This window comes from Pseudoalteromonas rhizosphaerae (assembly GCF_028885455.1).
In the GTDB taxonomy this organism is placed as follows: Bacteria; Pseudomonadota; Gammaproteobacteria; order Enterobacterales; family Alteromonadaceae; genus Pseudoalteromonas; species Pseudoalteromonas rhizosphaerae.
Genome location: NZ_CP118496.1, coordinates 2,707,872 through 2,734,163 on the forward strand (window position 1 = coordinate 2,707,872; position 26,292 = coordinate 2,734,163).

Below are 26,292 nucleotides of genomic sequence, written 5' to 3' on the forward strand. Positions count from 1 at the left end.
CATCGGGGAGTGCTCTGCGGTCTATTTTTTTGCCCTTCTAACAGCAGCAATTCCACATAAGATTATTATCGGTTTTTTGTATTCCCCAAACGCGATATTCCAATAGATAATAAGAACCTAAAGTAGCTGCGACAACGGGCTTTTTACGCCACTGGCACCACTGTTAAGTACATGCGTATAAATTTGCGTGGTGCGAACATCGCTATGGCCGAGTTGTTCTTGCACGGTGCGTATATCTGCACCTGATTCAAGTAAATGGGTAGCGAACGAGTGCCGTAGTGTATGGCAGGTAACATTTTTTTGAATTTTTGCCAGCTTTGCTGCCAGCTTAATTGCTTTACGAACCGTTGTTTCATCAATATGGTGGCGTCGCAGCTTTTTACTTTCTGGGTCCATGCTTAACTGGGCAGAAGGAAACAAATATTGCCAGCTCATTTCATAAGGAGCCGCTGGGTATTTTCTAGCTAGTGCATTCGCAAGCCAGACACCGGCATAGTCTGTTGCTTGTTTGTCTCGTTGCCAGTAGTCATTTACCAAGTGACTTTGGCTGCGCAACAACGGCAGTAGTTCGAGTGCTAATGTTACTCTGCGGTTTTTATTGCCTTTGCCCTGCCAAATCATTAATGAGACATAGTCATAATCGACATCTTTTACCCGTAGCCTTACAGCTTCCATTAAACGTAGACCACTACCGTAAAGTAACTGAGCGATAAGTTTATACTTTGGATCCATTGCCAATAATAAACGCTGCATTTCTTCACGGGTCAGTACTACAGGTAATTTAGGTGGCACGAGTGATTTATTAAAATTCATCTCAAGTGATAACGGTCGATTAATAATATGACGGTATAAAAATACCAAAGCATTTAAAGCCGTTGCCTGAGTTTTCATTGCAACATTACGCTGATTACTTAAATAAGATAAGAATTGCTCAACCTCCGACTCTGCCAATTGCGCTGGATGTTTTTTAGCATGGTATAAAATATAAAATTTTATCCAATATTGATAAGTGTCTATAGTGCGCTTGGCATAACGACGCGTTGTCATAAAGTCACGGATGGATTCTAAAAATACAGAAGCCATGATCTGCTCCAGTCATTGCTGTATATATAAACAGTAGTTGTGTTTGGTTTTTTTTCAACAACTCGCGGGATTATTTCTTGTATTTTACAACAACAAAAAAACAACAAATATAAATCCCTTGATTTACATTTAGATACAGAGTTAGACTGAAAGTATTAAAAAACTCGAAGGATTTTCTGTCTGCAACTTGTGGGTTTAGATCCTTTGAATAAGCTGTTATGACTCTGGAGAGTGTAATGGATAAATATTTAGTTACTAAGGAAGAAATAGAAGAGCTTGAAGGTATTTCGAAAACCCATTTTCTTAATGAGAATGCCAAAAGGATTAATAAGTCACTGGGTGATCTCACAGGTTTAACCGGTTTCGGCTTCCACATTATTGAAATTCAACCTGGCCACGAATCGACAGAGTTTCATAAACACTACCACGAAGATGAATGCGTTTATGTGCTTGAGGGTACAGCGGAAGCGCAAATAGGCAACGAAATACATACAGTAAAGGCTGGCGATTTTTTGGGTTATCGTGCTGGTGGTGAAGCTCACGCTCTCCGCAATAACGGCAATTGTCTTTTAAAATGTATCGTAATTGGTCAACGCTTAGAGCATGACGTTGGTGATTATCCAAAGCTGAAAAAACGTATTTTTCGTCAAAAAAATATGCCATGGAACCTCGTAGACATTGAAAATATTAGTGAGCCAAATGCGGGTAAAAAGTCATAACAAAGCCATCAATTTGACCGCTTTACGCTGCGCTCCAAGCGGCAAATTATGGCGGCGTTGAGGCTGTAGAATTACTCTTTTTAGGAACTTGTTCTACACAATTGACTTGATTGTTTTTTAACCTTGAACCCACAGGGTTACTGTGATCTAATAGATATTATTCACCCACGGTAAATTGTTATGGCCAACTACAAGCCTGACTTATCCTGCCAAAATAAATTCATTCCAATCAATTTTGCTGAGCAAATATTGCCAGGTACATTTGAGTATGCGCTTTGTTATATTGTCGAAAATAAACTCGATTTGTCGGGCTTTGACGCGTGGTATAACAATGATAAAACGGGCGCAGCTGCGTATCCGCCTTCAGTGATGCTAAAAATTATTTTACTCGGCTATGCACATGGTTTGATCAGCAGCCGCCGTATTGCTAAGGCGTGTGAGACGAATATTTTGTTCATGAGTGTGTCGGGTGATATTCAACCTCATTACACATCGGTAGCGGGATTCGTGGCCAAAATGCACGAACAGATTGAACCGTTGTTTACGCAAGTACTGATGATATGCGACGAAGAAGGCTTGATAGGTCGCAACATGTTTGCCATTGATGGATGCAAATTGAAATCGAATGCGAGTAAAGAATGGAGCGGCACATTCGATGAGCTAGGGCGTAAAAAAGCAAAACTAGAACGCGCGAGTAAACGTATTATCGAACGTCACCAATCACAAGATAGCCTGAGCGAAGAGTTGATAACACAGGATTTAAAGCAAAAAGAAAAGCTGGATAAAAGTGCAAATAAAATCACGGAGTTCTTAGCGACCCACGAGGAAAAAACGGGCAGCAAAGGCAAGCCCATTAAAAGTAATATTACCGACCCCGATAGCGCGAAAATGACCACGTCAAAAGGTACAATCCAAGGCTACAACGGGATAGCGATAAATGACGATAAACATCAAATTATACTGCAAGCACAGGCATGGGGTTCAGTGGGCGAGCAGCAAACCCTGCAGCCAGCGGTTAAGCAATTAAAACAACAGTTAGATAAACTGAGCACAGATGAATCCTCAGATAAACACGCCATCAAATTCACCGCAGACAGTGGGTTTAACAGCGAAGTGAATCTTGAGTTTATGGCGAAAAGTGGCTTTGATACTTACATTGCGGATAACCAATTTAGAAAACGAAATCCGCTGTTTAAAGAAAGTGAAACCTATGAGACAGAGCAAGAAAAGCGCCGACTAAAACGCAGTAAAGGCAAGCCACGGTTATTTACCTCAGACGACTTCCATTATGATGAGACGACACAAACCTGCCGCTGTCCCGCAGGCAATGAAATGTGGCGAAGCGGTATAAATGTAAACAGCCACAACCAAAAATATACCCGATTCTGCGGTTACTTAAAAGATTGCAAGGTATGCCCACTGCAACAGCAATGTATGCGAAAGCCACCTATAAAAACAGGACGGCAAGTTCAGTTTAAAAATGATGAATCGCGTAAAAAGCTAAGCTATATCGACAAAATGAAGGTCAAAATAGACAGCCCAATCGGGCGACGGCAGTACAGTAAACGACTTGGCTGTATAGAGCCGGTGTTCGGGAATATTACAGTTAACAAAGGCATGAATAAATTGACCTTACGCGGTCAAACGAAAGTGAATGCCCAATGGCAATTGTATTGCTTAGTTCATAATATAGAAAAGCTGCAAAATACGATACATTAATAAGGGTAACCCCTTATCACCTCAAATAAGCCACTTAAACACCTGTCATACCTTCCAAAACGCCCATTAAAGCAACAGTAAATCCTCTTTTTATATTTTACGTAAAATCGAAGTAACCGATTGAATCAAAATAGGAACTCAGCTATGGTTAATGCATCAATAAAAAGAAATAAAAAACGAGTTAATCTACAGGCTCGTTAGTTGCCAGCGGAAAAAACGCAGCTAAATCAGAAAAATTAAGGCTAATGAATTGTGCAATTGCGCTCGGTTTTGTTTCTGGGTATCGTTTGCTGACGTTGGGTTCGATTTTTAATGTTGTAGTTTTGTTTTGCCGTTTCAGATGCTAATTCAGTTGTTGAAAATCAGCTTTGTGACATTGTCTTTCCAAAAGGTTTTTTTGGTGCATTTAGTCAGTTTTCTACGGCGTTGCTAATTCCAAGTGGTTTCAGTGACAGGCGCTTTGAAACTGCGCCTGATTTGAGTTTTTCAAAGCGCTCAAAAACGGTGTAGGCAAAGTGGTAATGAACTGAAAATCAAAGGTGTAGAATGGCAACTAACAAGGCGTTTAAGGCAGATTCGCAACGCTAAGCATTTTCGGTTTGCTTTGAATTTAGTGTTTACGGCACAATGGTTTAGGTTAAGTGGCAATGTTGCTCACTACTTAACGCAGCGTTATAACGCTCTGGTTGCCGCTTCGGTACAACTCTATAAGAAGGAAAGGAAAGGAAATGGATGATTTGATTGATGACGAGTTGTTCTTGCAAGTAGAGGAACACTTAAAGTGTAGTGAGCAAAGTTGGCTGCTGGGTGCAGGAATAAGTTTCGACGCTAAACTACCGCTTATGTACCCTTTAACGAATAAAGTTAAGAAGGATATAAAAGCTAGCCATAAGAAATTATATGACGATATTATTACTCCACTATTTGAAGAGTTGCCAGAGCAATGCCATATAGAGCATGTTCTTAGTCATCTAGGCGACTATGCTGCATTAGCTGAAAGAAACAAAGAAAAGAAAACAGTAATTCGAGGGACGAAAGTTGAACTAGCTACTCTAGAAGAAGTACATAACACAATTCTTGAGTCTATCTCAAATGTTATCCGTTGCGGCTATGTTGAAGGCAGTGATGAAACGGCAGATGAAGAAGGTACGTTGTCAGAGCCAATTGTCGATATTGAGTCCCATTTAGAGTTTATCGACACACTGTTTAATCATGCGTCTGCTGGTGTTCATGAGCGAAGAAAAACAGTCAATATTTTCACAACTAATTATGACACTCTTTTGGAAGATGCATTAGCACTGAACAAAGTGCCGTATTGGGACGGTTTTGCTGGAGGAGCTGTAGCTCACCGTACTCAGAGATATGGCGAACCAGCACCAACAAATGGACAGCGCGCAAACTTAATCAAGATGCACGGGTCGATAGATTGGTTTCTTTGTAATAAAGGCTATGTCTGGCGCGTTAGGGATAATGACCGCTATCCCAAGGCAGAGCGTCGCGTTCTAATTTACCCTCAAGCAACAAAATACATTGCTACTCAGCAAGATCCGTTTTCTTCTCAGTTTGATTTATTTAGAAAATCTCTAAATTCTCCTCAAAGTAATACGTTAGCTGTTTGTGGTTACAGTTTTGGCGATGACCACATTAATAATGAAATTGAGTTCGCTTTATCTAAAGAAGAAAACAAAACAGTACTTTTGGCATTTTTGGAATGTAGGGATGACATACCAGCATGTTTAGAAAAGTGGCGTAGTTCTAGTTTTGGTTCAAGAGTGATTATTGCTTCGTTGCGTGGTTTATATGTCGGTGGCCAAGGACCATTTAAAAGAAAAGACGATGATGATTATTGGTGGACATTCAAAGGTGTAACATCAGTACTAAAGAATGGATGTGAGGTTTAGTTATGTTTACACCGGAAGAAGAGTTAAAGATTGGACAGGTTGTTGAAGTATCTGGAACTAATATTAAGGTAGAGATCTCCGATAAAATTTCTGAGCTGTCTAGGACATTCAATGGTCGCGTTTACCCTATCGGTCAAATAGGTAGCATGGTTAAAATTCACTATGGCCGCAAAATAATTTTTGGCTTGGTGACAATGCTCAGAATGCGATCAGAAGAGTTAATTGAAGCTGGTATGCCTGTAACTGCTGATTCTGATCAGCGTGTAATGGAAGTCCAACTGCTAGCTGAAGGCAGTTGGAATAATACAAAATCAACTTTGGCTTTCAAACGTGGTATTAAAACCTACCCATTACCCCAGCAAGGCGTATTTCTTCTAACCAACGAGGAAATTTCTTTTGTTTACCGTTCCGCTGAAGGTACAAGAGATGATGGGGTGGATCCATTAGTCCCCTTTGCGGTTTACAGTGCTTCTGAATCTACAGCCTGTAGAGCTAACATTAATAAAATGTTTGGTATGCATTGTGCGGTTCTTGGTTCTACAGGTTCTGGTAAGTCAGGTACCGTTGCTGCGATAATTCATAGCGTACTATCGCATAAAAATAATGAGAAAGAGCTGTCTCCTCAGATAGTGGTTGTTGACCCTCACGGCGAGTATGGTACAGCCTTTAAAGATAGAGCGGTACAGTACCGAGCATATGACATCGCAGCAGGCGACGATGGCCAAGAAGAGATAAAGCTACCGTATTGGTTAATGTCTAGTGATGAGTTCACAAACCTAGTTATCGGTAAAACGGAAAGAAGCGCTACTAGTCAAAACAATGTAGTTCAAAAAGCACTTGCTCATGCAAGAATGGTTGCCGCTGGAATTGTTAAGCCTTGCCCAAGAGAATTTGGTACAGAAGCCCTTAACCATTTAGAAAATTTTGACGATCCAGATTTGTGTGATGGTAAAGATACTTCAGACATTCTGGAGTTCGATCGTGATAAACCTAGACCATTTTGCTTAGATGAGTTTGAAAGCCATGTTAGGTATATTCAGGGTGGAAGAATAAATAAAAATAGCCATGAAAGTATGACCAACTCTGATTTAGCTAAGTCACCAGTGCCTTCTGTTTTAGATAAGCTAAAAGTTCTGAGAAGGGATACTCGACTTTCATTTATGATGAGGTGTTGGGTTGATAACGATGCAGAAGTAAAGCTACATCAAGTCTTGAATCAATTCATTGGTGCACCTAGTCAGGCAGGCAAAGATATAAGGATTATTGATATTTCAGGCCTGCCAAATGAAGTTGCAGGCCCGCTTACCGCGCTAATCGCTAGGTTACTTTTTCAGTACAAAGTATTTCAGACTCAAAAAGAAAAAGAGAAAGATCCTATATTGTTAGTGTGTGAAGAAGCTCATAGGTATGTTCCGGATCATGGAGAGGCTCAATACGCAGCCGCTCAAGGAGCAATAAGGCGCATAGCAAGAGAGGGACGAAAATACGGAATCGGCTTGATGCTGGTAAGTCAGCGTCCAGCCGATGTAGACAGTACAGTAATTTCACAGTGTGGTACTTGGGTTGTATTAAGGCTTACAAATTCTGCAGACCAGCAACATGTTGCTCGATTCCTGCCAGATGGACTTTCTGGGATGGTTGGAGCGCTACCTATTTTATCTCAGCAAGAAGCAATATTTGTTGGTGAAGGAGCTGCTCTACCTTCTAGGGTAAGGGTACGGGATCTAAAAGAAGAGCAATTGCCGAAATCAAATACAATACCATTTGCTCAGGGCTGGGCGAGTGATCGCCTAGATATAGAAAAATTAAAGGAAATATCTGAGAGGATGTGCAGTTAAAAGCGCGTTATAACAAAGCACTGCACGCGGATAAATTACTCGCTGCGCTCATAATTTACCGGTGAGTGCGGCGTTAGCTTTTTAAGGAGTGTACTTTGTTACCAGGGGATATATTGTTAGTTACAGGTGAAGGGAAACTTTCTAAATCTCTTGTTGCTGGACAAAAGGTTATCTATTCAAAGGCAGTTTCAAGCCATGTTGAACTTAGTTTAGGAGACGGTGTATTTATACACTCTACAGGTGATAGTGGTGTCCATTTAACTTTACTCCTCGACGAGGATAAGAGTTGTAATAATAATTGGAGAGTCATTAGGCATAAATCGATCACAGGTTTAGGTCCTGAAACAGAGAAACTGCAAAAAGCAGCAATGTATTGTATTACTACGCCCAAGATTATAATAAAGTCTTTTTAGGTGCAGGGACTGATTATTCATCGTTTTGTTCTGAATTGGTAGCAAAAGCATATTCGGGAGCAGAAATAGAAATAATTGGATGTAAAGCTCCAAGCAAAGTTACCCCAGCTCATTTTGATAAAGAGGCTGACGCACTAGTTGATTGGATTGATGTTACAGAAGAATATAAGCAACTATTGCTCGATATGAATAAAAATGAATTCCCATATCGGTTAGCGTTGAAAACCTTAAGTGCGGTTATGGATCGTAGAAAGGTGAATGAACAATTTAGAGAAAAAATGATTAGTAAACTTGAAAGTGGATCTTCTGAAAATAAGGTAACAGCAGAAAAATTTAAAGAGTTGCTTGCGGGTAGAGAGTTGAAGTTTTGGCATGAGAAAAAAAGCTAATCGGGTAGCCGGAGGTCTCTAACCTCCAGCCCCCACACCACCCATCATGCGGGTCCGCAATGGGCGGTTCATCTCCCGTAGTGAATATTGATCCAAATATCTCTTAATGACGCTAAACCTTGTGACGCTAGATAGTCATTGCCTATCGCAATGTTAATTCCTTTTGTTTTTGAGCTTCTACAAGGACCTTTACTGGTGATACCACATGCAATGGCGAGTCGTTCGCTAACACCCAATTTCATTAAACTGCGTACTTTGGTGCGAGGTTTACGCCATTGCCGCCAGTAGCACATTCTTATCCTACGGCGGATCCAGTGATCTAAATCCACCGTTAGCTGATAAGCGTTGGCTATTAGGTAGTAGTGTCCCCAGCCGCGCAAATACTGTGTGAGTTTATGAATTTGTAGGGTCATTGAGATCCCCCAGTTGCGGTTAGTGAGCTCCCTGACATTTGCTTTAAATTTCTTTAGCGCCTGTTCGTGGATCTGCACTTGACCGTAGCGGAAGGTAAACCCGAGAAATTTCGAGCCTGATACTGGACCGACCCGACTTTTCGATTCATTCACTTTGAGTTTTAATCGCTTAGTGATGAACGCAGTAATTTCCCGTTGGATTATTAGTCCTTCGCTTTTGGTTTTTACTAAAATGATTATGTCATCAGCGTAACGGGCAAACTTAAGGTGTTTGTAGGCTAGCTTCTTATCTAATTCATCGAGTAAAATATTGGAAAGTAAAGGGGATAATGGCCCACCTTGAGGGACTCCTTTGGTTGACTCAAACCACAGACCTGTTTCGCACTCTGCTACTCCCGCTCGTAGGTATTTACCGAGTAGGCGCATGAGTGCTTTGTCTTTGATTTTACGACCAACACGATTCATCAGCATGTCATGGTTTACTTCATCAAAGAACTTAGACAAGTCGATATCAACCGCTGTTTTATAACCTTGTTTAACACAAAATTGAACATGGTTCACTGCTTGACTGGCTCTTTTATGAGGACGATAACCATAACTATGTGGTGAAAATTGAGTCTCAAAGTAAGGGCTGATCACTTGAGCAATGGCTTGTTGGATCACTCTGTCGATAACAGAAGGGATCCCAAGCATTCGCTCACCGCCATCGGGTTTGGGTATCATCACGCGTTTGACTGGCAAGGGTTGATAAGTGCCGTTAAGTAATTGTTGTTTAATACCCAGCCAATGTAACTTAGCGAAGTGATTAAACTCTTCAATACTCATATTATCAATACCCGCAGCCCCTTTATTGCGCTTAACATGTTGCCATGCTGCACCAATATTGTGGTTGCTTAGTACCCTTGCCATCAGGTCATGATCTGTTTGGCTATATTCATTCGAGGTATTATTCACAGTAGAACGCTGTTCATCACTATCGCAACACGGTGATCTATGTGAATTCAAGTTCATTTGTAGTATCTCCTCTGGTTAAGATGTTCAGGCCTTCACCGTGTCCCCTCCATTACGATGGGCGTTTGGCTACTATGCCGTCTGCTGACTTCTGATAAATCACTCTAGCGATTACTCGATAAAGCGCGTCTAAACTAACGCTTGTTTACTGCTATTTCGCTCGCTGTAGGTCGCAGCAACCAAAGCGCCAAGGGTTGATCAACCAGTCCCTAACTGGTAATCTCCAAGCGTTAGCGCGGATGCGTGTTTATCAGATCTCCCCGAATAAGGTGCATCGACTTTCTCTGCACAACTGCATCATTTACGGTGGCCGTTAGATCACATGACTTCGCTATCTTGTGCTAGCTCGTCTTCAGCCTACGCCTCATATGATGTTTTTGTTCATCAGCTCGCAGATTTGCTAGCGGCTTCCTCCAGACTATCTCTCGCGATTTAGCCCTTGCCATTCGCTAGTAGTTATCGTTTAATAACAGTATGTTATTTAAACGGTGATCTTCCTACAGAGGACTTTCACCTCATAAGTCAATGCCCATGTCGGGCGTACACAAGTCGTTTAAACGGAATAAAAACAGTTGGTTATCGCTTCGCGATTTTAACCAACCATTTTTATCCGCTTAACGAGACGTTATATGCACCTAATAAGTTGTTTATTGCCGTCAGAAAAAATCATCAAAAAGTCATAAGGACGTCAGGTATTTTAAAGTCGATTTGCATAAATTGACCGTTTGTTCAATCACATTGAAGCGAAGTTAAATTATTCGTTGATTTTAAAACAAGGATAAATTGTGAAGCATATTTTTAATTCAATTATTCTGCTGCTTTCTATTCTAATTATCAGTAGCAAAAGTTATAGCCAAGATGAATTTCCAGTCTTAGAGGGGCCATACCTTGGGCAAAAGCCACCTGGCTTAACCCCAAAAACATTTGCTCCTGGGTATGTCGCGACTAAGCATCGTGACTATAGCGGTTCCTTCACCCCTGATATGAAAGAGTTCTATTTTACGAGAAAGGATGTTTACACTAAAAAATGGTGGTTAATACGTTTTAAGTTAGAAAATAACCAGTGGCAAGAATCAGTTGTAGGAGCCAGAGTGGGACGTCCTATACTTGCGCCAGATGGTAAGATCATGCATCTGGGCAATAAATATATGGAGCGCACCAGTAATGGCTGGTCAGAGATAAAAAGTCTGGGGCCTATGTTTGAGAGGGAAGATTGGGGCATTATGCGCCTGTCTGCATCGGCCAAAGGCACTTATGTATTTGATGACTACAAAAACAATGATGTAATCCGCATTTCAACAATTAAAAATGGCAAACGCCAACCACCAAAATTGATGGGATCGCAGATAAACTCTGGAAAATGGACTGCCCACCCCTTTATTGCACCAGATGAGTCTTACTTAATCTGGGATAGTGAAAAGAACGATGGATATGGCGATCAAGACCTGTATATCAGCTTTCGCCAACAAGATGGTTCATGGGGGGCGGCGATAAACTTAGGATAGAAGGTAAATACTAATGGGGTTGAATCTGGCGCGTATGTATCGCCCGATGGCAAGTATCTTTTTTTTAATCGGACCCCAATTCAAACAAACGATGGTAGCGATCCTGAAGGTGATATCTACTGGGTGGATTCGCAGGTTATAGAAATGCTCAGGCCCAAACAATAATCCATATAACAATCGAAGTAAGAGCGACGCCAAAAGCGGCGCGCCTTCTTCGGGCGTTAGGTGTCAATTGATGGAGTGCCAATTCAAGGAGAGAATATGAAGTGTCCATATTGCGGTGTGAGAGTTAGCTACTTTAAAGCATGGAAAATTAGTCGTTGGAAAAACCATGTCTGTCTAAATTGCGGTGGTGAATCTAGCACAACGACAGGCAATGTTGTCTTGATGGTGGCTTGTGTATTGGTGCCTCTATTTTCGATAGACATGTTGTTTTCGAACCTGCAACAACCGTTGCACCGAGGCCTGTATCTTGCTCTGGCAATATTATTATCTTACATAGCCCATAGGAGTAAAAAAGGACAGGCACATTTTTTTTGCAAAAATCATAGCATCAACTACTGTTATTACATACAGTAGCTGATGAAGTTGATATATTATGACTCGCGCAAGAAAAAAGCTTATTGATTTAGCATCGACATCTTATTATCACTTAATCTCACGATGCGTGAGACGTGCATTCTTGTGTGGTGATGATAAATACACAGGTAAAAACTTTGATCACCGTAGGGAGTGGTTAGTAGAGCGAATTAAGTTATTAAGTAGTGTATTCGCCATTGAAATTGCGGCCTACGCGATTATGAGCAATCACTACCACCTTGTTGTGAACGTCAATAGGCGTCAAGCACTTGATTGGTCCGATGATGAAGTAATTAAACGCTGGTATCAGCTTTATAACGGCCACTTTTTAGTCGACCGCCACTTAAAAGGTGAGCAGTTAGATAAGCCAAGTTTGCTCTTTTTTAATGAGATCATCGCTAAATGGCGAGAAAGATTGTATGACATCAGCTGGTATATGAAAAACCTCAATGAGTACATTGCCCGCGAGGCCAATAAAGAAGATAACTGCACGGGTAAATATTATTCGCTGCCGTCCTTGGCGCTCACCCTTCGGGCTGCCTGACGGCATTCAAATTTATTCCTTATAAATTTGTGGGAAGGGCGCTATAAGTCGCAAGCATTATTAGATGAAACGGCAGTGCTCAGTTGCATGGCCTACGTTGATTTGAACCCTATCAGAGCAAACATAGCTGATACGCTTGAAGACAGTGATTTCACCTCAATTCAAGAACGTATAGCGCACTTCAAAGCCTTTACCACAGACACGGTTAAAGCGAATAAGCTTCTCAAACAAAAAGATAATATTCAGCATGAAAGCCAACCAGCACAGCTAAAACCATTTGGCGGCAATCACATTAAACACACGATCCCCTTTGCCTTACTGGATTATATTGAATTAGTCGACTGGAGTGGCCGCTACATAGATCCAAAGAAAAAAGGGCATATCAACAAAACTATGCCAAAAGTGCTCCTGACTTTGAATATAGAAGAGGCGCAATGGCTTGAATCAATTCAACGTTTCAGGCAGCAGTACTCAAATTTTGCAGGCAGCAAAAAACGGTTAAAGCAGCAAGCCGCCAGTAATGATGTAAAATGGTACAAAGGCACAGGCTGAACAGTTGCATCATTATTAGGTTGTTTTAAAAATACACTATTGAACAAAGTGACGGCCTAGCTTCGTCTAAAATTCTTTCCAAGCACCTCAATTCTAAGCTCTGTAACTAACACTAACAGTGTGCAAAAAATAATGATACGGTTACCTATGACGGGAGAGGTGCTAAATTCTCTGACACAAAATATGTGTCGGTCCTTTTTATTGCAAAACACGATGCATTAATAAAGGTAAGCTGCTACCTCTCCAAATAAGCCACTTAAACACCTGTCATACCTTCCAAAACGCCCATTAAAACAACACCTAGTCCTCTTTTTATATTTTACGTAAAATCGAAGTAACCGATTGAATCAGAATAGGAACTCGGCTATGGTTAATGCATCAATAAAAATAAATTAAAAACGAGTTATTCTACAGCCTCGTTAGCTTTCCAGTTTTAGTGATTACGTGTAATGCCTTGTAATATCTATTTCTTCAATTCACAACTAAATTATATCTGTATTCTTATTTACGATAAGTAATATCAACTAATCTATCAATTGGAGATTGAAATGGCAGATATAAATATAAGTGAAAATAATGGTCTTGTTTCTATTACGTTAGATCGCTGGGAGTGGACAGGCTTGACTGTTAACGGCGATCCAATAAATAAAACCAAAGGTCCTATTCAGTTCCAGTATAACCAAGCGAATCCAGGGCCAATACATTTTGTAGCAACAGCAAATCAATATATTGTACTTTTTAATGAAGGTAACTTGTTATATATGAAGAGTGCTGATGGACTTAAAACATATTTGTGTTTAATTAGCTATCAGGAAACAGAAGATCCAAAAGTTGTTACTCTACATGGGGTTATACACACTTTAGATTTTGTTATTCCACAGGCAAAAAATAGTCCACTTGGATTTAGCCAGGGACGAATGACTGGTACATTCCAAAATATATAGCTAATCGGGTAGCCGGAGGTCTCTAACCTCCAGCCCCCACACCACCCATCATGCGCTTTTTATTAGCAGCAACTGCAATGGGGGGGTCATCTCCCGTAATGAATATTGATCCAAATATCTCTTAATGACGCTAAACCTTGTGACGCTAGATAGTCATTGCCTATCGCAATGTTAATTCCTTTCGTTTTTGAGCTTCTACAAGGGCCTTCGCTTCCAAGCGCCTACTTTTGGTACTGGTGATACCACATGCAATGGCGAGTAGTTCGCTGACACCCAATTTCATTAAACTTATCCTTGCCACTACTTCTAGACATAATGACTATTGATGAAAAACAACAACCTCTCTTGTCGCAGCCGTCATACGGGTAAACAACAGGCGTTTATTGTTAATATCAATATCGGTAATTTCGTCTATGCCATCAATCGAGGGTAAAAATACTGTCTTGTTCTGTTGGTTTATATCATAACGCCATATGTTTGATTTATCATCTGCAAGCAATAAATGTCCTTTATCATCATAGAATAAAAATGTAACAGCCAAGTACGCTGTTGCAGCAACAGCGTGCTGTTGGCCATTGATAATTTTTTTCAATTTATACTTGTTATCAACAATAAATAGTGTTTTATCTTTGGTGAGCTGTGCCTCTAGACTGTCACCTTTATATAAGGATTGCACCGCACCAGTTTCAAGGTTATATAACACGACTTTTACTTCTTCGTCTTGTACCACACTTAATAACACTTGGTGTTCATGATGCAGTTGGTAAATATTTAAAATGTCAAAGGCTGTACTTTGTAAGTGTGCTTCACCGTTTAAGTTCAAAAGGTATAGTTGGCGATCGGCAATCACCAAGATCAAATTCCCATCCATTGACCAGCGAAATTGCTCAATGTGCATTGTTTCACTAAAGTGACTGATTTGTTCTGGGGGTTGTCCTTCAGAGCGAGTAAGCCAAACTTGCTTTGAGCCACTGCGGTCAGAAAGAAAGGCGACTGCTTGCCCTTTTGGGTGATATTGACCACTGTATTCACTTACTATACTGCGATGTAAAGTTTTATATTGATAATCAGTCTGCTCAGGTAAAATGTCGAAATCAGTTAACTCCGACTTTGTTGACCAACTTAGTTCAACAATATCACTATCCCAAAAGCCCATTTCAGCAACAACTTTTGTTCCGCTAGGGTGGTAATTTGGACCATAAAATTCCTGTATTGTTGGTATCGAATATTCAGTAAAAGTACCCGATAAATCTATTTCAAATAATGAGCTATAGTTCGCACTGAGCAGTGATTATCGGTTTGGGTGCCAAGTTGCTGGCCAGTGAGTATTGTATTTAAATTTTTCTGGTGGCTGTAACTTCACCTGAGTAAATTCTTTAGTTTCAGGATTGAGCAATACCATATTAGCAACCCGCATCGCATTGTATTGCATAACCGCTATTTTTTGGTACTTAGCTGAATAATCTATTGTGGTGATGATGTTATTTTTCGTGGTATACAAGGTGGTTAACGAATTATCTGACAATGATAAGCGCATAATTTTTTCTTGCTGACCTTCTGTCGCGACTAGCGCAATACTGTCATTTGAAAGCCAACTTAGCTCTTGATAATATTGTTTACCACAAGGTAAGATAGTTCGAGTTAACTGTGGGCTATTTTTGGCTAAGGCAAATGACAATAGGCGTATATCAGAACACCAACCAAGCTCCTGCTCCTGCCCACAACTACTTTCATGAGAAAATGCCAACTGCTTACCGTCAAGTGACCAAGCAGGAGGGCCATACAGACCAGGCTCTTTGGTCAATAAATATTCTTTATCATTCTGTGTATCTTTCACCCATACTTGGTTTTCACATACATTCAGGTGTCGTTCAAACGCAATATAGCGCCCATCAGGAGAGTATTCTGGTGAAAACTCTTTATTATCCGTTGTCGTAAGCAGAGTCAGTTTATTAATGGGTAAACTCTGTTTTGCCACAGGCTGTAAATAAATTAAAGAAAGAAGTAGTATTAATATTATGGCAAAAGAATAAGTGACTCGCTTGCTTAAGAAAAAATCACTCATTTTAGTTCTACTTTCTTGTCCCTTGCGCTGTTGTACTGTTGTTAGTTTAGCTTGCCAGTCAACATTAACAATAAGGCTATAACCTCGCTTAGGGTGTGTTGCTATTATTCGCTGATTTTTTGCATTATCTTTAAACGCCTTTCTCAGCTGTGCAATACAGCGTTGTAAAGCATTAGGAGCGACATACACATTTGGCCAAACTTTTTGTAAAATTGTTTCATGGCTAACAACGTCACCCTGATTTTCAGCCAGGATCAACAACACCTGTAAAACCTTTGGCTCTACAGCAACAATATTCTCTCGGTCTCTGATTTGTGAGCGAGCCATATCAATATAAAAATTACCTACAGCAAATTCAATCATCTTGGCTTTGCCGTCTCTTTTGAATAATGAACAAATAACCCCCCACTTATGATGGCGGGATTATACATTTTTATCATTATTTAGCCACGTAAAAATATAAGGAAACCCTTATATATCAAGCCATCAGCAAAACATCAGCTTTAAATCAGTGTTATTACATTTAAATTTTATCTCGTTATGGATAATAGCTGGCATTGCGCAATAGTCTTTACGTTTCATCAAATATACGACGCGACGCTTGCCCATTTTGATATAACTTTTTTACTTTTTTAAAGGATATTATGACTTTTTTACAATACAGATCGGTAATAAAAATCACCTTATTTTTATCTTCCGTACTCGCCAGCACAGTATCATTTTCTTCCTTAGCGGCCATCAAAACCCACTCAGAATCGGCTGAATTAAAAGTAGAATACGCCGCTGCTACCAGCCGATATGAGAGTGACTACTTTAGTCAATTTTCACCGCAAAACGCTAAAGATATTTTAGATAAAATTCCTGGCACTGCAACTATCTTACGTGATATCGATGATGGCGATCCTGCGCGTGGTTTTGGCTCCGGTGGAGATCAAATATTAATTAACGGCAAGCGTCTTTCTGGAAAGATGAATGGCATTGTCGCAGAGCTTTCCCGTGTCCAAGCAAAAAATGTGCGCTATGTAGAGCTTATTCGAGGTACAGTGGCGGAGTTGGATGTGCAATCTGAGGGCTTAATTATCAACGTAGTTTTATATGGTGACCCTATTTCGTCAACGATTTGGAACACTCGTATTGATTATATAACTGGACTTGCGCCTTTAGCTTCTGGTGGCATCAGCCACAGTGGCAGTAATGAGCAGTTAAAATATTCATTAGCTTATGAATATCAAGTAGAACCCGATAAATTTATTGCTAGCGAAACGCTTACCGATAATGAGCATAATGTCGTTGAAACCAATCAATTTGACACGACAGATAAATGGTCCAGTAATAACTTGTCTGCGAGTATCGCCTATGACTTTTCAACAACCAGTGCCCTTCGCATAAACAGCGCTTATAAATTTATTAACGCGACCGAGCGAAAGCCAATTTATCGGCAGTACCATGGCCGTATGTTAATACACAATGACAAACATCTTGAAGACAATCACTATAGTAAAAAAGAACAAGATTGGGAGATCGGTGGTGATTTTACTTATAAATTTAAAGAGCTCGGAAAATTTAAAGTAATATTTATCGCCAATAAATCCGATGGTAATAACTTTAATAGTCAAAAAAATCAACTGAATACCGGCATACCTATTCGAACTTTTCAATTCGATGAAGATGCAATTACCAGAGAGAAAATTCTTCGTATCAGTTTAAGCAAGGTATTAAATCAGCAACATTCACTTGATGCAGGTCTTGAATTAGCTATTAACAACGTCGATGGCGTTGCGACATTTACCCAGTTCGACAATAAAGATGAGCTAAGCATTGAATCATCAAATATCCAAGAGAACCGTTATCAAGCTTTTGTAAATCATAACTTTATTATTTCGCCGAGATTAAATTTACAAACATCTTTGGTTTCTGAGTGGTCAGAGGTCGCTTTAACGACTGATTATAAAATGTTGTTCAATAGTGAAATACCACAGGTATCACAATTAGCGCTCAATAGAGACTTTAGCTATCTTAAACCCCGTATTAATTTACGTTATGACCATACCAACAATGATCAGTTACGTTTTAATATTGAAAAGAAAGTTAGTCAACTAGACTTAACTGATTTCCTCCCCGAGTTTAATGAGGAACAAGCACGTTTAGAACCGACTAATCCACAGCTACTTCCAGAACAATCTTGGGTAATTAGCCTAACTTACGAGCACACGTTCAGTGATGATCAGGGCAGTATCGGTATTATGGCTTTACACGAAAACATTACTGATCACCTAACTGAGATTAAACTTGGTAATGGTTCAGGTACGGGTAATGTCATGGATGCAAAAAAATATGCTATTAACCTAGAGGCAACACTTCGGTTAAGTTCAATAGGTTTAATTAATACCGTGATCAATGGCATTTATCATTTTGAGGAATCTGATTTTACCGACCCATTTACGCAGTTAAATAGGCAGATAAATGACAAAGAAAAACATCTCTGGTCATTTGAATTGAAGCACGATGCAATTGAATTAGGTTTGGCTTATGGTTTTAGAGTTTTTTCAAGTTCAGCCACATTGTATAATAGACGCGAGTATACCAGCAATTTTAAACCAGATATTGATGCCGAAGCGTTTATTGAATATACAATCAACCCTACATTAAAACTGCGCTTGAATGCTTCTGAATTATTGCAGGCTAGAGCAGAACGAAAACGCGTACGTTATATCGATGAAATTGGCAACTCAGAAATAATGCAATATGAAATAAGGCAACAAGAAAATCCGAGGTATTTTAGTTTAGAGTTACGCGGTCAATTTTAAAAGACGAATAGACAAGACATCCATTTTAAAATTTGTACTTTTCAAAGTTTAAAATTAGGCTTTAGTGAGTACAAAAAACAAACAAGATGTCACATGGCTATTGTAAGAAAGCGTCGAGTTAGTTTGGCCGATACGAAATACTTTATAAAAACCATCCTTGGTTTTTAGTCTTCGGCCCAGCATTCGCTGTTCTAAATTTTTCCCTAAAATTTGGTCATTGTATTTCACGTTGCGTGCGCTGTGTATTTTGTGCGGTGAAGATCACTTTATGGAGCAATCGTTCGAGCATTGTAGGGGGAATATAAGCTTACTTGTACTCGCCAAAATTTTCTGTATTAATGTGTGTGCCTATGCGGTAGTGAGTAATCAGCAAAATGTTAGGAACATTTAACAACAGTGCCGCTGGCCCGAAGGGCGAAAGACAGGATGTCTGAAGTACACTCATTTAGTCTTGTATGCAGATGATAAAAAAGCAAATAGGCTCAATGACAAAGCAATTATTATTAGATGGCATAAACTTTGTTAAGACACATTACTGACACAACAATATTTACAAGGTGAACAACTCAGTAAAGCCGAGCTTATCTTCTTTAATCAAACAGTGAAACAATACCGAGAGAAGTTATCAAGTATCAGTAGGTTATGCGTTTGTTAAATGGAGACATTGCCCGCGAGGCCAATAAAGAAGATAACTGCACGGGTAAATATTATTCGCTGCCGTCCTTGGCGCTCACCCTTCGGGCTGCTTAACGGCCTTTAAATTTGTGGGAAGGACCTTTCCTTTCGATAACGAGTAATCACAAGCGCTCTTTGATGAAGCTGCACTGCCAGCTGGTATGGCGTATATCGACTTAAACCCAATACGTGCCAAAATAGCTCCCCCCCCGAGAATCAACCCACACCAGCGTACAAAAACGTATTGAAAGCGTAACAACAGATAAGCAGCCTAAAAATTTATTACGTTTTGCGGGTATGAATGCTTTGGAAGGGGCTTTAAATAAATATCAGTTTAGCGAATGATTAGCGTTAGTATTTTAAGATTTTATAAAAAGGGTAGGCAATTTGGCTATCCTTTTTTTTGTGGTAGAGGTGATAATAATTTTAGCCTTGCTAATTTATCATCAACCTCCATATCTATAAAACCGTAAGGTGGTTTTTTATGCCAACACGCGACAAAAAGGAGATAACAATCGTTCGACAAAAAAACAAACCTAGTTATATCGAGCCTGATGAATGTATCCAAGTTAGAGGTGCACGGGTTCACAACTTAAAAAACATCGATGTTGATTTGCCCCGTAATGCCTTGGTGGTTTTTACTGGTATTTCTGGCTCAGGAAAGTCGTCATTGGCCTTTGGCACTTTGTTTGCTGAATCTCAGCGTCGTTACCTAGATTCTGTTTCGCCTTATGCCCGTCGCTTGATTGATCAAGTAGAGGAGCCAGATGTTGATTCAATTGAAGGGTTACCGCCAGCAGTAGCACTGCAACAGCAGCGAGGAACTCCATCGGTGCGTTCATCTGTTGGTAGTGTTACCACGATTTCTAATGGCTTGCGCATGCTTTATTCCCGTGCAGGGCAATATCCAACAGGTCAAAATATACTTTACGCTGACGCCTTCTCGCCTAATACTCCTGAGGGCGCTTGTGAACGATGCCATGGTATAGGTCGTGTATTTGAAGTGACAGAGAAGTCGTTGGTACCAGATGATAGCAAGACCATTAGGGAACGCGCTATCGCGGCATGGCCGCCAGCATGGCAAGGGCAAAATTTATTGCGTATTTTGATTGCATTGGGCTATGAAGTTGATACTCCCTGGAAAAAATTGCCGCAAAAAACGCGGGATTGGATCTTGTTTACCGATGAAACCCCTGAAGTGCCGGTTTATCGAGACTACAATATTAGCCAAATACGAGAGGCAATTGATAAAGGGGAAAAGCCCAATTACATGGGGACCTATACAAGCGCCAAGCGTTTTATTTTGCAGTCGTTTGCTACTACGCAAAGCCCGCGTACCAAAAAGCGGGTGTCGCAGTTTATGCAGATTTCTCAATGCCCCGAATGTCAGGGAAAAAAACTCAAACAAGCGTCACTGTCGGTTAAATTTGCTGGACTTGATATTGGTGAATTGTCGCAATTGACGCTGACTGAGTTGGCGTTGCGGTTAAAGGATACTGCTAATAGCAAGCCCGACGATAACACCGCTAATCGAGAAAAAGCCATCGTCGCACAGCGTATTGCCAGCGATATTCTTACTCGTGTTGAAGCGCTTACTCGACTTGGTTTGGGTTATTTGTCGCTTGAACGTGGTACGCCCACGTTATCTCCGGGCGAACTACAGCGCCTGCGCCTTGCAACGCAGATCCGCTCTCAATTATTTGGTGTCGTTTACGTATTAGACGAACCCTCAGCCGGTCTGCATCCCGCTGATACTCAAGCATTGCTAGGTGCCTTAGATGAATTAATCGCAGCGGGTAATTCAGTATTTGTGGTAGAGCATGATGTTAGCGTTATTCGCCATGCAGATTGGATTGTTGATGTAGGTCCCAATGCTGGAACCCATGGCGGAGAAATTATTTACAGTGGTCCGCTTGAGGGCTTGCGCGAGGTAACCGAGTCTCACACTGGTCGATTTGTGTTTAGTAAAGATGACAGTGCAGCACATAGACCAAGACAGCCGAATGCTTGGCTCAAATTAGTTCAGGTTAAGCGAAACAACCTGAAGAATATCGACATTGAGTTTCCGCTAGGGCTTATGACTAGCGTTACCGGTGTATCGGGTTCAGGAAAATCGAGTTTAGTCAGTCAGGCGCTGGTGGAGCTTGTGTCTGATGCCCTTGGTCAGCAAAATACCGTCGAGGCACCCAATGATGAGACTGATTTACTTGAGGAAGAATTAGAAATCGCCACCAGCGGTAAAATTGTTGATGGTATACAGCACATCCGACGTTTAGTGACCGTGGATCAGAAAGCTATTGGCCGCACACCACGCTCAAACCTTGCCACTTACACCGGTTTGTTTGATCATGTACGTAAGCTATTCGCCGCCACACCCAAAGCAAAAGCGAGGCGCTATAACGCAGGGCGTTTTTCGTTTAATGTAGCTAAGGGGCGTTGTTCGAATTGTGAAGGTGTAGGATTTGTGAGTGTCGAATTGTTGTTTTTGCCTAGTGTTTATTCGCCTTGTCAGGTATGCCAAGGGCAGCGTTACAATGATGAAACGCTCGATATTACTTATCGAGATAAAAATATCGCTGAAGTGCTTGATTTAACCGTCGAAACTGCCCGCGAATTTTTTATGGATGAGCCTTTAATAGCGCGCGCTTTGGATGCCTTGTTGCAAGTGGGGCTCGGCTACTTAAGGCTTGGTCAGCCTGCTACTGAATTATCGGGCGGTGAAGCGCAACGGATAAAATTAGCTACTGAGTTGCAACGAGCGCAACTCGGTGACACCTTGTATATTCTCGATGAACCCACTAATGGCCTTCATCCCGCAGATGTTGCTATGTTGATGTTGCAATTAAATGGTCTGGTAGACGCAGGTAACACCGTAATCATGGTTGAACACGATATGCAGGTCGCGAGCCGTAGTGACTGGGTCATTGATATTGGTCCTGGTGCGGGCGATGAAGGTGGGAATATTGTTGCTCAAGGACCACCGGCCAATGTCGCTAAGTCAAAGGCCAGCCAAACAGCACCCTTTCTGTCGCCTTAGCATTAGCCCGACTTTAGGTTATCGACGTTTTTCTTTACTTAAGTTGGAGATTAATTGCGATGTTGCGCTGCCCCGTATACCACCATAAATAGGCATGGTGTTTTCGGGGGGCGCTAGACGCGACAGCAAAGTGGGTATTACTAATCAGAATGCCATGGTTGGGGTTAAAACCTAACCAACCTGTACCAGGTAAAAAACCTCTGCCAAGCGTGCAGTTCATCGAAGGGGTTTCCATATCAAAATAGAAATAGCCGCTGACAAAACGCACGGCAATGCCAGAATGGCGCAGCAGATTAATTTGCATTTAAGACAAGTCAGTACAAGATCCTTTGTTAATTTTAAATGTTTCATCAGCGGATAATGTTGGGCTATCTTCGCGATATTCAATACTAAAATCTTGGTGTATCTAGGTGATATAGAGCTTGAACGACTCACTAAAAATCAGTGATATCTACTCATTTAAAAACGTTGTGCGAGTGATGATATAAAAAGGGATGATTTTTAATCTAAAAGAGCAAGCTTAGTAACACAGTTTTGGTTGCTCAATAAAAGTGGCTGTCTAGTTTGATTTTTATGTTTTCTAAAAGAGTTGACTGAGACTATAACAACTAAAAGATAACCCACACTTACTATACAAAAAAGCTTCTGTACTAGTACAAAAGCTTTTCTTATTAAGATAAATTGAATCGAACTAAGCTGAAATTCGATAAAGGTTATAAAGGTTTATCAAGCAAGCTTTAATCATTATGGGGTGAGCTGGTCACAGACTTCAAATGTATGCTCAACAACATCATTTGAGTTAGCACGTAAATCTAATTGCCATTCTTCCTTACTATCATAATCTCCTTTTTCGGTGTTTTTTATCCAAGTAACAGGATAATCATCTGTATCAACACGATATAAAAAAGGTGCGAATAGTGAAAACTCACTGGTTTTGCCAATGGTAATTGTTTGAACGCTATAGACGCGCTGATCTAATTCACCCCCCTCTAACGAGAAATCTAATGTAGAAAATCTAAGCTCAAGCTCAGTAGGGCCACTATATCCTCCACAAGCAGTTATACCAATACGGACATTCTGCTTAATAAGTGCTGTTTTTGTTCCTAAGTCAATAATAAAGTGGTTGGTAGTTACCTGCTGATCTGTCACAACGTTAGCAGACATAAATGGAGAGCTAAAACCCATAATGCTAAATTTCTTCTCTGCTCCTACGCCTATTACTGCTTGATAATAGCCATTATCATCCGTAGAGAAATATAAACTGTCTATTATTGCTTCACTTGAAAAGAGATCGACATTAGCGAGGCCGCGCCCTAAAGAATCAACCAAACGACCGCTAACACTACCAAGCCAGCTAACATCATGCATAGAAACAGCAATTAAAATCTGTTTTACAACCGTATTACCTGCATCGTCCGTTACACTAACCGAAGCAGTATAAGTACCAAGGGTTAGTGGCGTAAATGAGGTTATCGCTTCAGTGGTATTCGCTAGAATTGAATTACTAAGTCTTGGTTTACTCAAAGTCCAAGTATAGGTTAGTGCGCCTCCCTCTGGATCTTTACTTAATGAGGCGTCAAGTGTTACTTCGCTACCATAAGAAGTAGCTCGTTCACTATCTCCTGCAAGATGGATAACAGGCGGTAAATTTTTTTGGGCGGTAATAGCCAGCTGCACAGGGTCTGAGCTTTGGCTACCATCATTAACGATCAACTGCACAACATATTCTCCCCCTACTAGCGGGGTAAAACTCGGGTTTTTAGATTGGGCATCATTTAACTCACTATCACCAGCCCGACTGAGCCATATCCATTGATAGCTAAGATCTGCTCCTTCAGGATCCTGACTTCCACTGCCATCTAATGTTACTTCTTGGTACAAATAGGCAGAGGTTGCAGCCTTTATTTTAGCGATAGGTTTTTGATTATTTTTCGCGGTAATACGAACTTGACTCGGTGTTGAGTCAGCTTGACCGTCATTAACAACCAAAGAAAAAACATACTCACCGTCAACATCTAATTCAACCATTATTATTTGTTGATTTGATGTTATTAATTGCAGATTACTATCATCAGGTTTTTTAATTAAAGACCATTGATATGCTAAAGGAGATTGCTCAGGATCATAGCTAGCAATAGCTGACAGCGGAATACTTTGACCTGTGTTAACGATTTTATCGGGTCCTGCATTAGCAACAGGTACTTGATTACCCGAAACTACCTTGACTATCGCACTGGTGCTTGTTGAAGCTAAAGTAGGATCAGCAACAGTTAACTCAATTTCATAGTCTCCTGGCGTATCGGCAGAGAACTCAGCATTGACCGTGCGATAATTATTGAGCTCCACACTGGAATTACTTGGCTGACTAATAACTTCCCATAAATAGGTTAATAGATCGCCATCAACATCATAACTATCACGAGCACTTAAATTAAGTGTTTGTGACATTAATACTTGCGGAGCAATAAAAGAAATCGCTGCATTAGGGCTACTATTTTCAGTATGTGGCTTTACCTCAATATCGACTTCGTCTGTTGATTGTTGCCCTGTATCATCACTAACGATCAACCTAAGGCGATATTGCCCCATAACATCGGCTATAAACTCACTTTCTATCGAGTTAATTTTGTCTAACACTACAATACTGCTCGCCGGTTTATCAATGAAGCTCCATTGATAGTGAATATTGCCCTGCAAGACATAGCTTGATCTTCCACTGAGCTTAATTAACGTTCCGAGTTTAACGCTTTGATCTGGTCCTGCATGTGCTACCACTGCCGCCGTCGCTTGCTCAACATTAATATCATATGAAGCAACGACGCTATTGACGGTACCATCATTAACCACAAGTGTTAGCAGGTATTCACCTTTAGTAGCAAAGGCCAAGGTAATATTTTGTGCGGTGGTATTAGCTAAGCTGATAGCTTGCTTATCACTGTTAACTAATGACCACTGATATGTGAGCTTATCTTTATTGGCATCATGACTTTTGGCGGCACTAAAAACAAATTCTTGCCCAACAACAAATATTGACTCTTGAGCTACGGTAATTACTGCGACTGGTGCCTGATTAACAACAGTGGTTTGTTTGGCGGGTGTATCTGACGAGCCACCACAACCTGACAAAAAAACGATAAAAAATAATAAAAAAAATACATTAACTTTCACTATAACTTCCTTGTAAAAAACTATTCAAACTAACTAATTCGATGAGTTAGTACCTAAAATGGAGGCTATCTTGTAAGCGGCTAAAAATCAATCTAAAGATGTTAATAATCACACAAAGGTTTAAAAGAAATGTAAAATAACGTTTTCAAAATGGGGAGAGGGCGTTTTCTTAGTTTGTTAAAACCTATGTAAGTAAACTCTATTTAATGGGACTATGGTTAAACCATCAATAAAAATAAATTAAAAATGAGTTATTCTACAGGCTCATAGCACTATGGAATTGAGGGTTTTCCATGAGATCTAAGAAGCTAGATACTCTAATTTATGTATACATGGAATTAGCCGATGCACTTGGCAAACTAAATAGCCCAGAGTTAGAGCCGTTATTAAATAGCTGGCCTTTGTCTTTGGGGTCAGGTTAACGAAATAATTAATAACCCTGATAACGCAGTTAAGCCTTCTGAAATCGCATCAGGTTTTGAACAAGGGCTACGTGACACGCATCTGATGCTTGGTGATCTAAATGCACAATATAGGTCGTCAGCAATCGAGGTCTTTTATAAAGTTGTCGGCTTGCATTTGCCTCGCTTCTTTCAAAAAAGCAAGGCGCAGCTAGAGCGTATCGTGGCTAAAGGTAAAATCAAAAACGAAAATGAGTGGCACCTAGTTCGTCACCGAGTAGATGAAATCGAAGGCCAATCAAATAACGACGCGGAGCTAGAAGTTCTTAATGAACTACTTGGTCAATTGGAAGCAAGCGTATGACACATATGAGCCTTAACTCTGCCAATAAGCGCTATTAGTCTTTTTGACCGTTTTTATATAATGTTGGTCAATTCTAAATTAATAAACAAACTCGTTTAATTCGTCTGTCGATACGTCAGTAGCTTGCGTTACGCAGTAATCGATTATTGCGGTCTCATCGCGGCC

Annotated in this window: 17 protein-coding genes and 3 pseudogenes; 14 read left to right on the forward strand and 6 right to left on the reverse strand. The window is 40.5% G+C overall.

Going from position 1 to position 26,292, the window contains the following annotated elements; all coding sequences use genetic code 11:
* Positions 1-117: 117 nt before the first annotated feature.
* The gene (locus PVK79_RS11545) at positions 118-1,083 is read right to left on the reverse strand and encodes an integron integrase (protein ID WP_182719353.1); all 966 of its coding nucleotides are present in this window, start codon (positions 1,081-1,083) and stop codon (positions 118-120) included.
* Positions 1,084-1,319: 236 nt separating this feature from the next.
* Here PVK79_RS11545 and PVK79_RS11550 point away from each other — a divergent pair, with 236 nt between their 5' ends.
* From PVK79_RS11550 to PVK79_RS11575, 6 genes are all read left to right on the forward strand, one after another.
* Entirely contained in the window at positions 1,320-1,802 is a 483-nt protein-coding gene (locus PVK79_RS11550; RefSeq protein ID WP_257325642.1) for a cupin domain-containing protein, read from the forward strand.
* A 180-nt stretch (positions 1,803-1,982) separates the two neighbouring features.
* Positions 1,983-3,521 carry a transposase gene (locus tag PVK79_RS11555; RefSeq protein ID WP_257325643.1) on the forward strand — a complete coding sequence of 513 codons (1,539 nt, stop codon included), beginning with the start codon at positions 1,983-1,985 and terminating at the stop codon, positions 3,519-3,521.
* Between the two features lie 728 nt (positions 3,522-4,249).
* Positions 4,250-5,422, forward strand: coding sequence for an SIR2 family NAD-dependent protein deacylase (locus PVK79_RS11560; RefSeq protein ID WP_257325645.1), 1,173 nt, complete (start codon positions 4,250-4,252; stop codon positions 5,420-5,422).
* Positions 5,423-5,424: 2 nt separating this feature from the next.
* Entirely contained in the window at positions 5,425-7,260 is a 1,836-nt protein-coding gene (locus tag PVK79_RS11565; RefSeq protein ID WP_257325646.1) for an ATP-binding protein, read from the forward strand.
* A 95-nt stretch (positions 7,261-7,355) separates the two neighbouring features.
* The gene (locus tag PVK79_RS11570) at positions 7,356-7,673 is read left to right on the forward strand and encodes a hypothetical protein (protein WP_257325647.1); all 318 of its coding nucleotides are present in this window, start codon (positions 7,356-7,358) and stop codon (positions 7,671-7,673) included.
* The gene (locus PVK79_RS11575) at positions 7,634-8,062 is read left to right on the forward strand and encodes a hypothetical protein (RefSeq protein ID WP_257325648.1); all 429 of its coding nucleotides are present in this window, start codon (positions 7,634-7,636) and stop codon (positions 8,060-8,062) included. The genes PVK79_RS11570 and PVK79_RS11575 overlap by 40 nt, the downstream gene beginning before the upstream one ends.
* A 68-nt stretch (positions 8,063-8,130) precedes the next feature.
* Here the strand turns inward: PVK79_RS11575 and ltrA are convergent, their stop codons facing one another.
* On the reverse strand, positions 8,131-9,486 hold the full coding sequence (gene ltrA, locus PVK79_RS11580) for a group II intron reverse transcriptase/maturase (protein ID WP_257324051.1): 1,356 nt from the start codon (positions 9,484-9,486) through the stop codon (positions 8,131-8,133).
* A 785-nt stretch (positions 9,487-10,271) separates the two neighbouring features.
* Here ltrA and PVK79_RS11585 point away from each other — a divergent pair.
* The 3 genes and pseudogenes from PVK79_RS11585 to PVK79_RS11595 all read left to right on the forward strand — a co-directional run bounded on the left by PVK79_RS11585 (position 10,272) and on the right by PVK79_RS11595 (position 13,610).
* Positions 10,272-11,156 (forward strand): annotated as a pseudogene (locus PVK79_RS11585) (TolB-like translocation protein).
* Between the two features lie 433 nt (positions 11,157-11,589).
* Positions 11,590-12,666 (forward strand): annotated as a pseudogene (locus PVK79_RS11590) (transposase).
* Positions 12,667-13,214: 548 nt separating this feature from the next.
* Positions 13,215-13,610, forward strand: a complete 396-nt coding sequence (locus PVK79_RS11595; protein ID WP_257325649.1) for a hypothetical protein — start codon at positions 13,215-13,217, stop codon at positions 13,608-13,610.
* Positions 13,611-13,929: 319 nt separating this feature from the next.
* On the opposite strand, the gene PVK79_RS11600 is transcribed toward PVK79_RS11595, so the two are convergent.
* Positions 13,930-14,766 (reverse strand): TolB family protein, encoded by an 837-nt coding sequence (locus PVK79_RS11600; RefSeq protein ID WP_257325650.1) that lies wholly within the window; start codon positions 14,764-14,766, stop codon positions 13,930-13,932.
* A 135-nt stretch (positions 14,767-14,901) separates the two neighbouring features.
* Positions 14,902-16,038, reverse strand: coding sequence for a winged helix-turn-helix domain-containing protein (locus PVK79_RS11605; protein ID WP_257325651.1), 1,137 nt, complete (start codon positions 16,036-16,038; stop codon positions 14,902-14,904).
* Between the two features lie 281 nt (positions 16,039-16,319).
* Here PVK79_RS11605 and PVK79_RS11610 point away from each other — a divergent pair, with 281 nt between their 5' ends.
* The 3 genes and pseudogenes from PVK79_RS11610 to PVK79_RS11620 all read left to right on the forward strand — a co-directional run bounded on the left by PVK79_RS11610 (position 16,320) and on the right by PVK79_RS11620 (position 22,194).
* Positions 16,320-18,482 carry a TonB-dependent receptor plug domain-containing protein gene (locus tag PVK79_RS11610; RefSeq protein WP_257325652.1) on the forward strand — a complete coding sequence of 721 codons (2,163 nt, stop codon included), beginning with the start codon at positions 16,320-16,322 and terminating at the stop codon, positions 18,480-18,482.
* A gap of 93 nt (positions 18,483-18,575) precedes the next feature.
* Positions 18,576-19,457, forward strand: a pseudogene (locus PVK79_RS11615) (hypothetical protein); the annotation flags it as partial.
* Between the two features lie 184 nt (positions 19,458-19,641).
* The gene (locus PVK79_RS11620) at positions 19,642-22,194 is read left to right on the forward strand and encodes an excinuclease ABC subunit UvrA (protein WP_257325653.1); all 2,553 of its coding nucleotides are present in this window, start codon (positions 19,642-19,644) and stop codon (positions 22,192-22,194) included.
* A gap of 34 nt (positions 22,195-22,228) precedes the next feature.
* On the opposite strand, the gene PVK79_RS11625 is transcribed toward PVK79_RS11620, so the two are convergent.
* Both PVK79_RS11625 and PVK79_RS11630 read right to left on the reverse strand, forming a co-directional pair.
* Positions 22,229-22,498 (reverse strand): transglutaminase-like domain-containing protein, encoded by a 270-nt coding sequence (locus PVK79_RS11625; RefSeq protein ID WP_257325654.1) that lies wholly within the window; start codon positions 22,496-22,498, stop codon positions 22,229-22,231.
* A gap of 440 nt (positions 22,499-22,938) precedes the next feature.
* Positions 22,939-25,362, reverse strand: coding sequence for a PKD domain-containing protein (locus PVK79_RS11630; protein ID WP_257325655.1), 2,424 nt, complete (start codon positions 25,360-25,362; stop codon positions 22,939-22,941).
* A gap of 293 nt (positions 25,363-25,655) precedes the next feature.
* Here PVK79_RS11630 and PVK79_RS11635 point away from each other — a divergent pair, with 293 nt between their 5' ends.
* Complete coding sequence (locus PVK79_RS11635; protein WP_257325656.1) at positions 25,656-25,784, forward strand: hypothetical protein; 129 nt, start codon at positions 25,656-25,658, stop codon at positions 25,782-25,784.
* A 151-nt stretch (positions 25,785-25,935) separates the two neighbouring features.
* The gene (locus PVK79_RS11640; RefSeq protein WP_257325657.1) at positions 25,936-26,127 is read left to right on the forward strand and encodes a hypothetical protein; all 192 of its coding nucleotides are present in this window, start codon (positions 25,936-25,938) and stop codon (positions 26,125-26,127) included.
* Positions 26,128-26,292 lie beyond the last annotated feature (165 nt).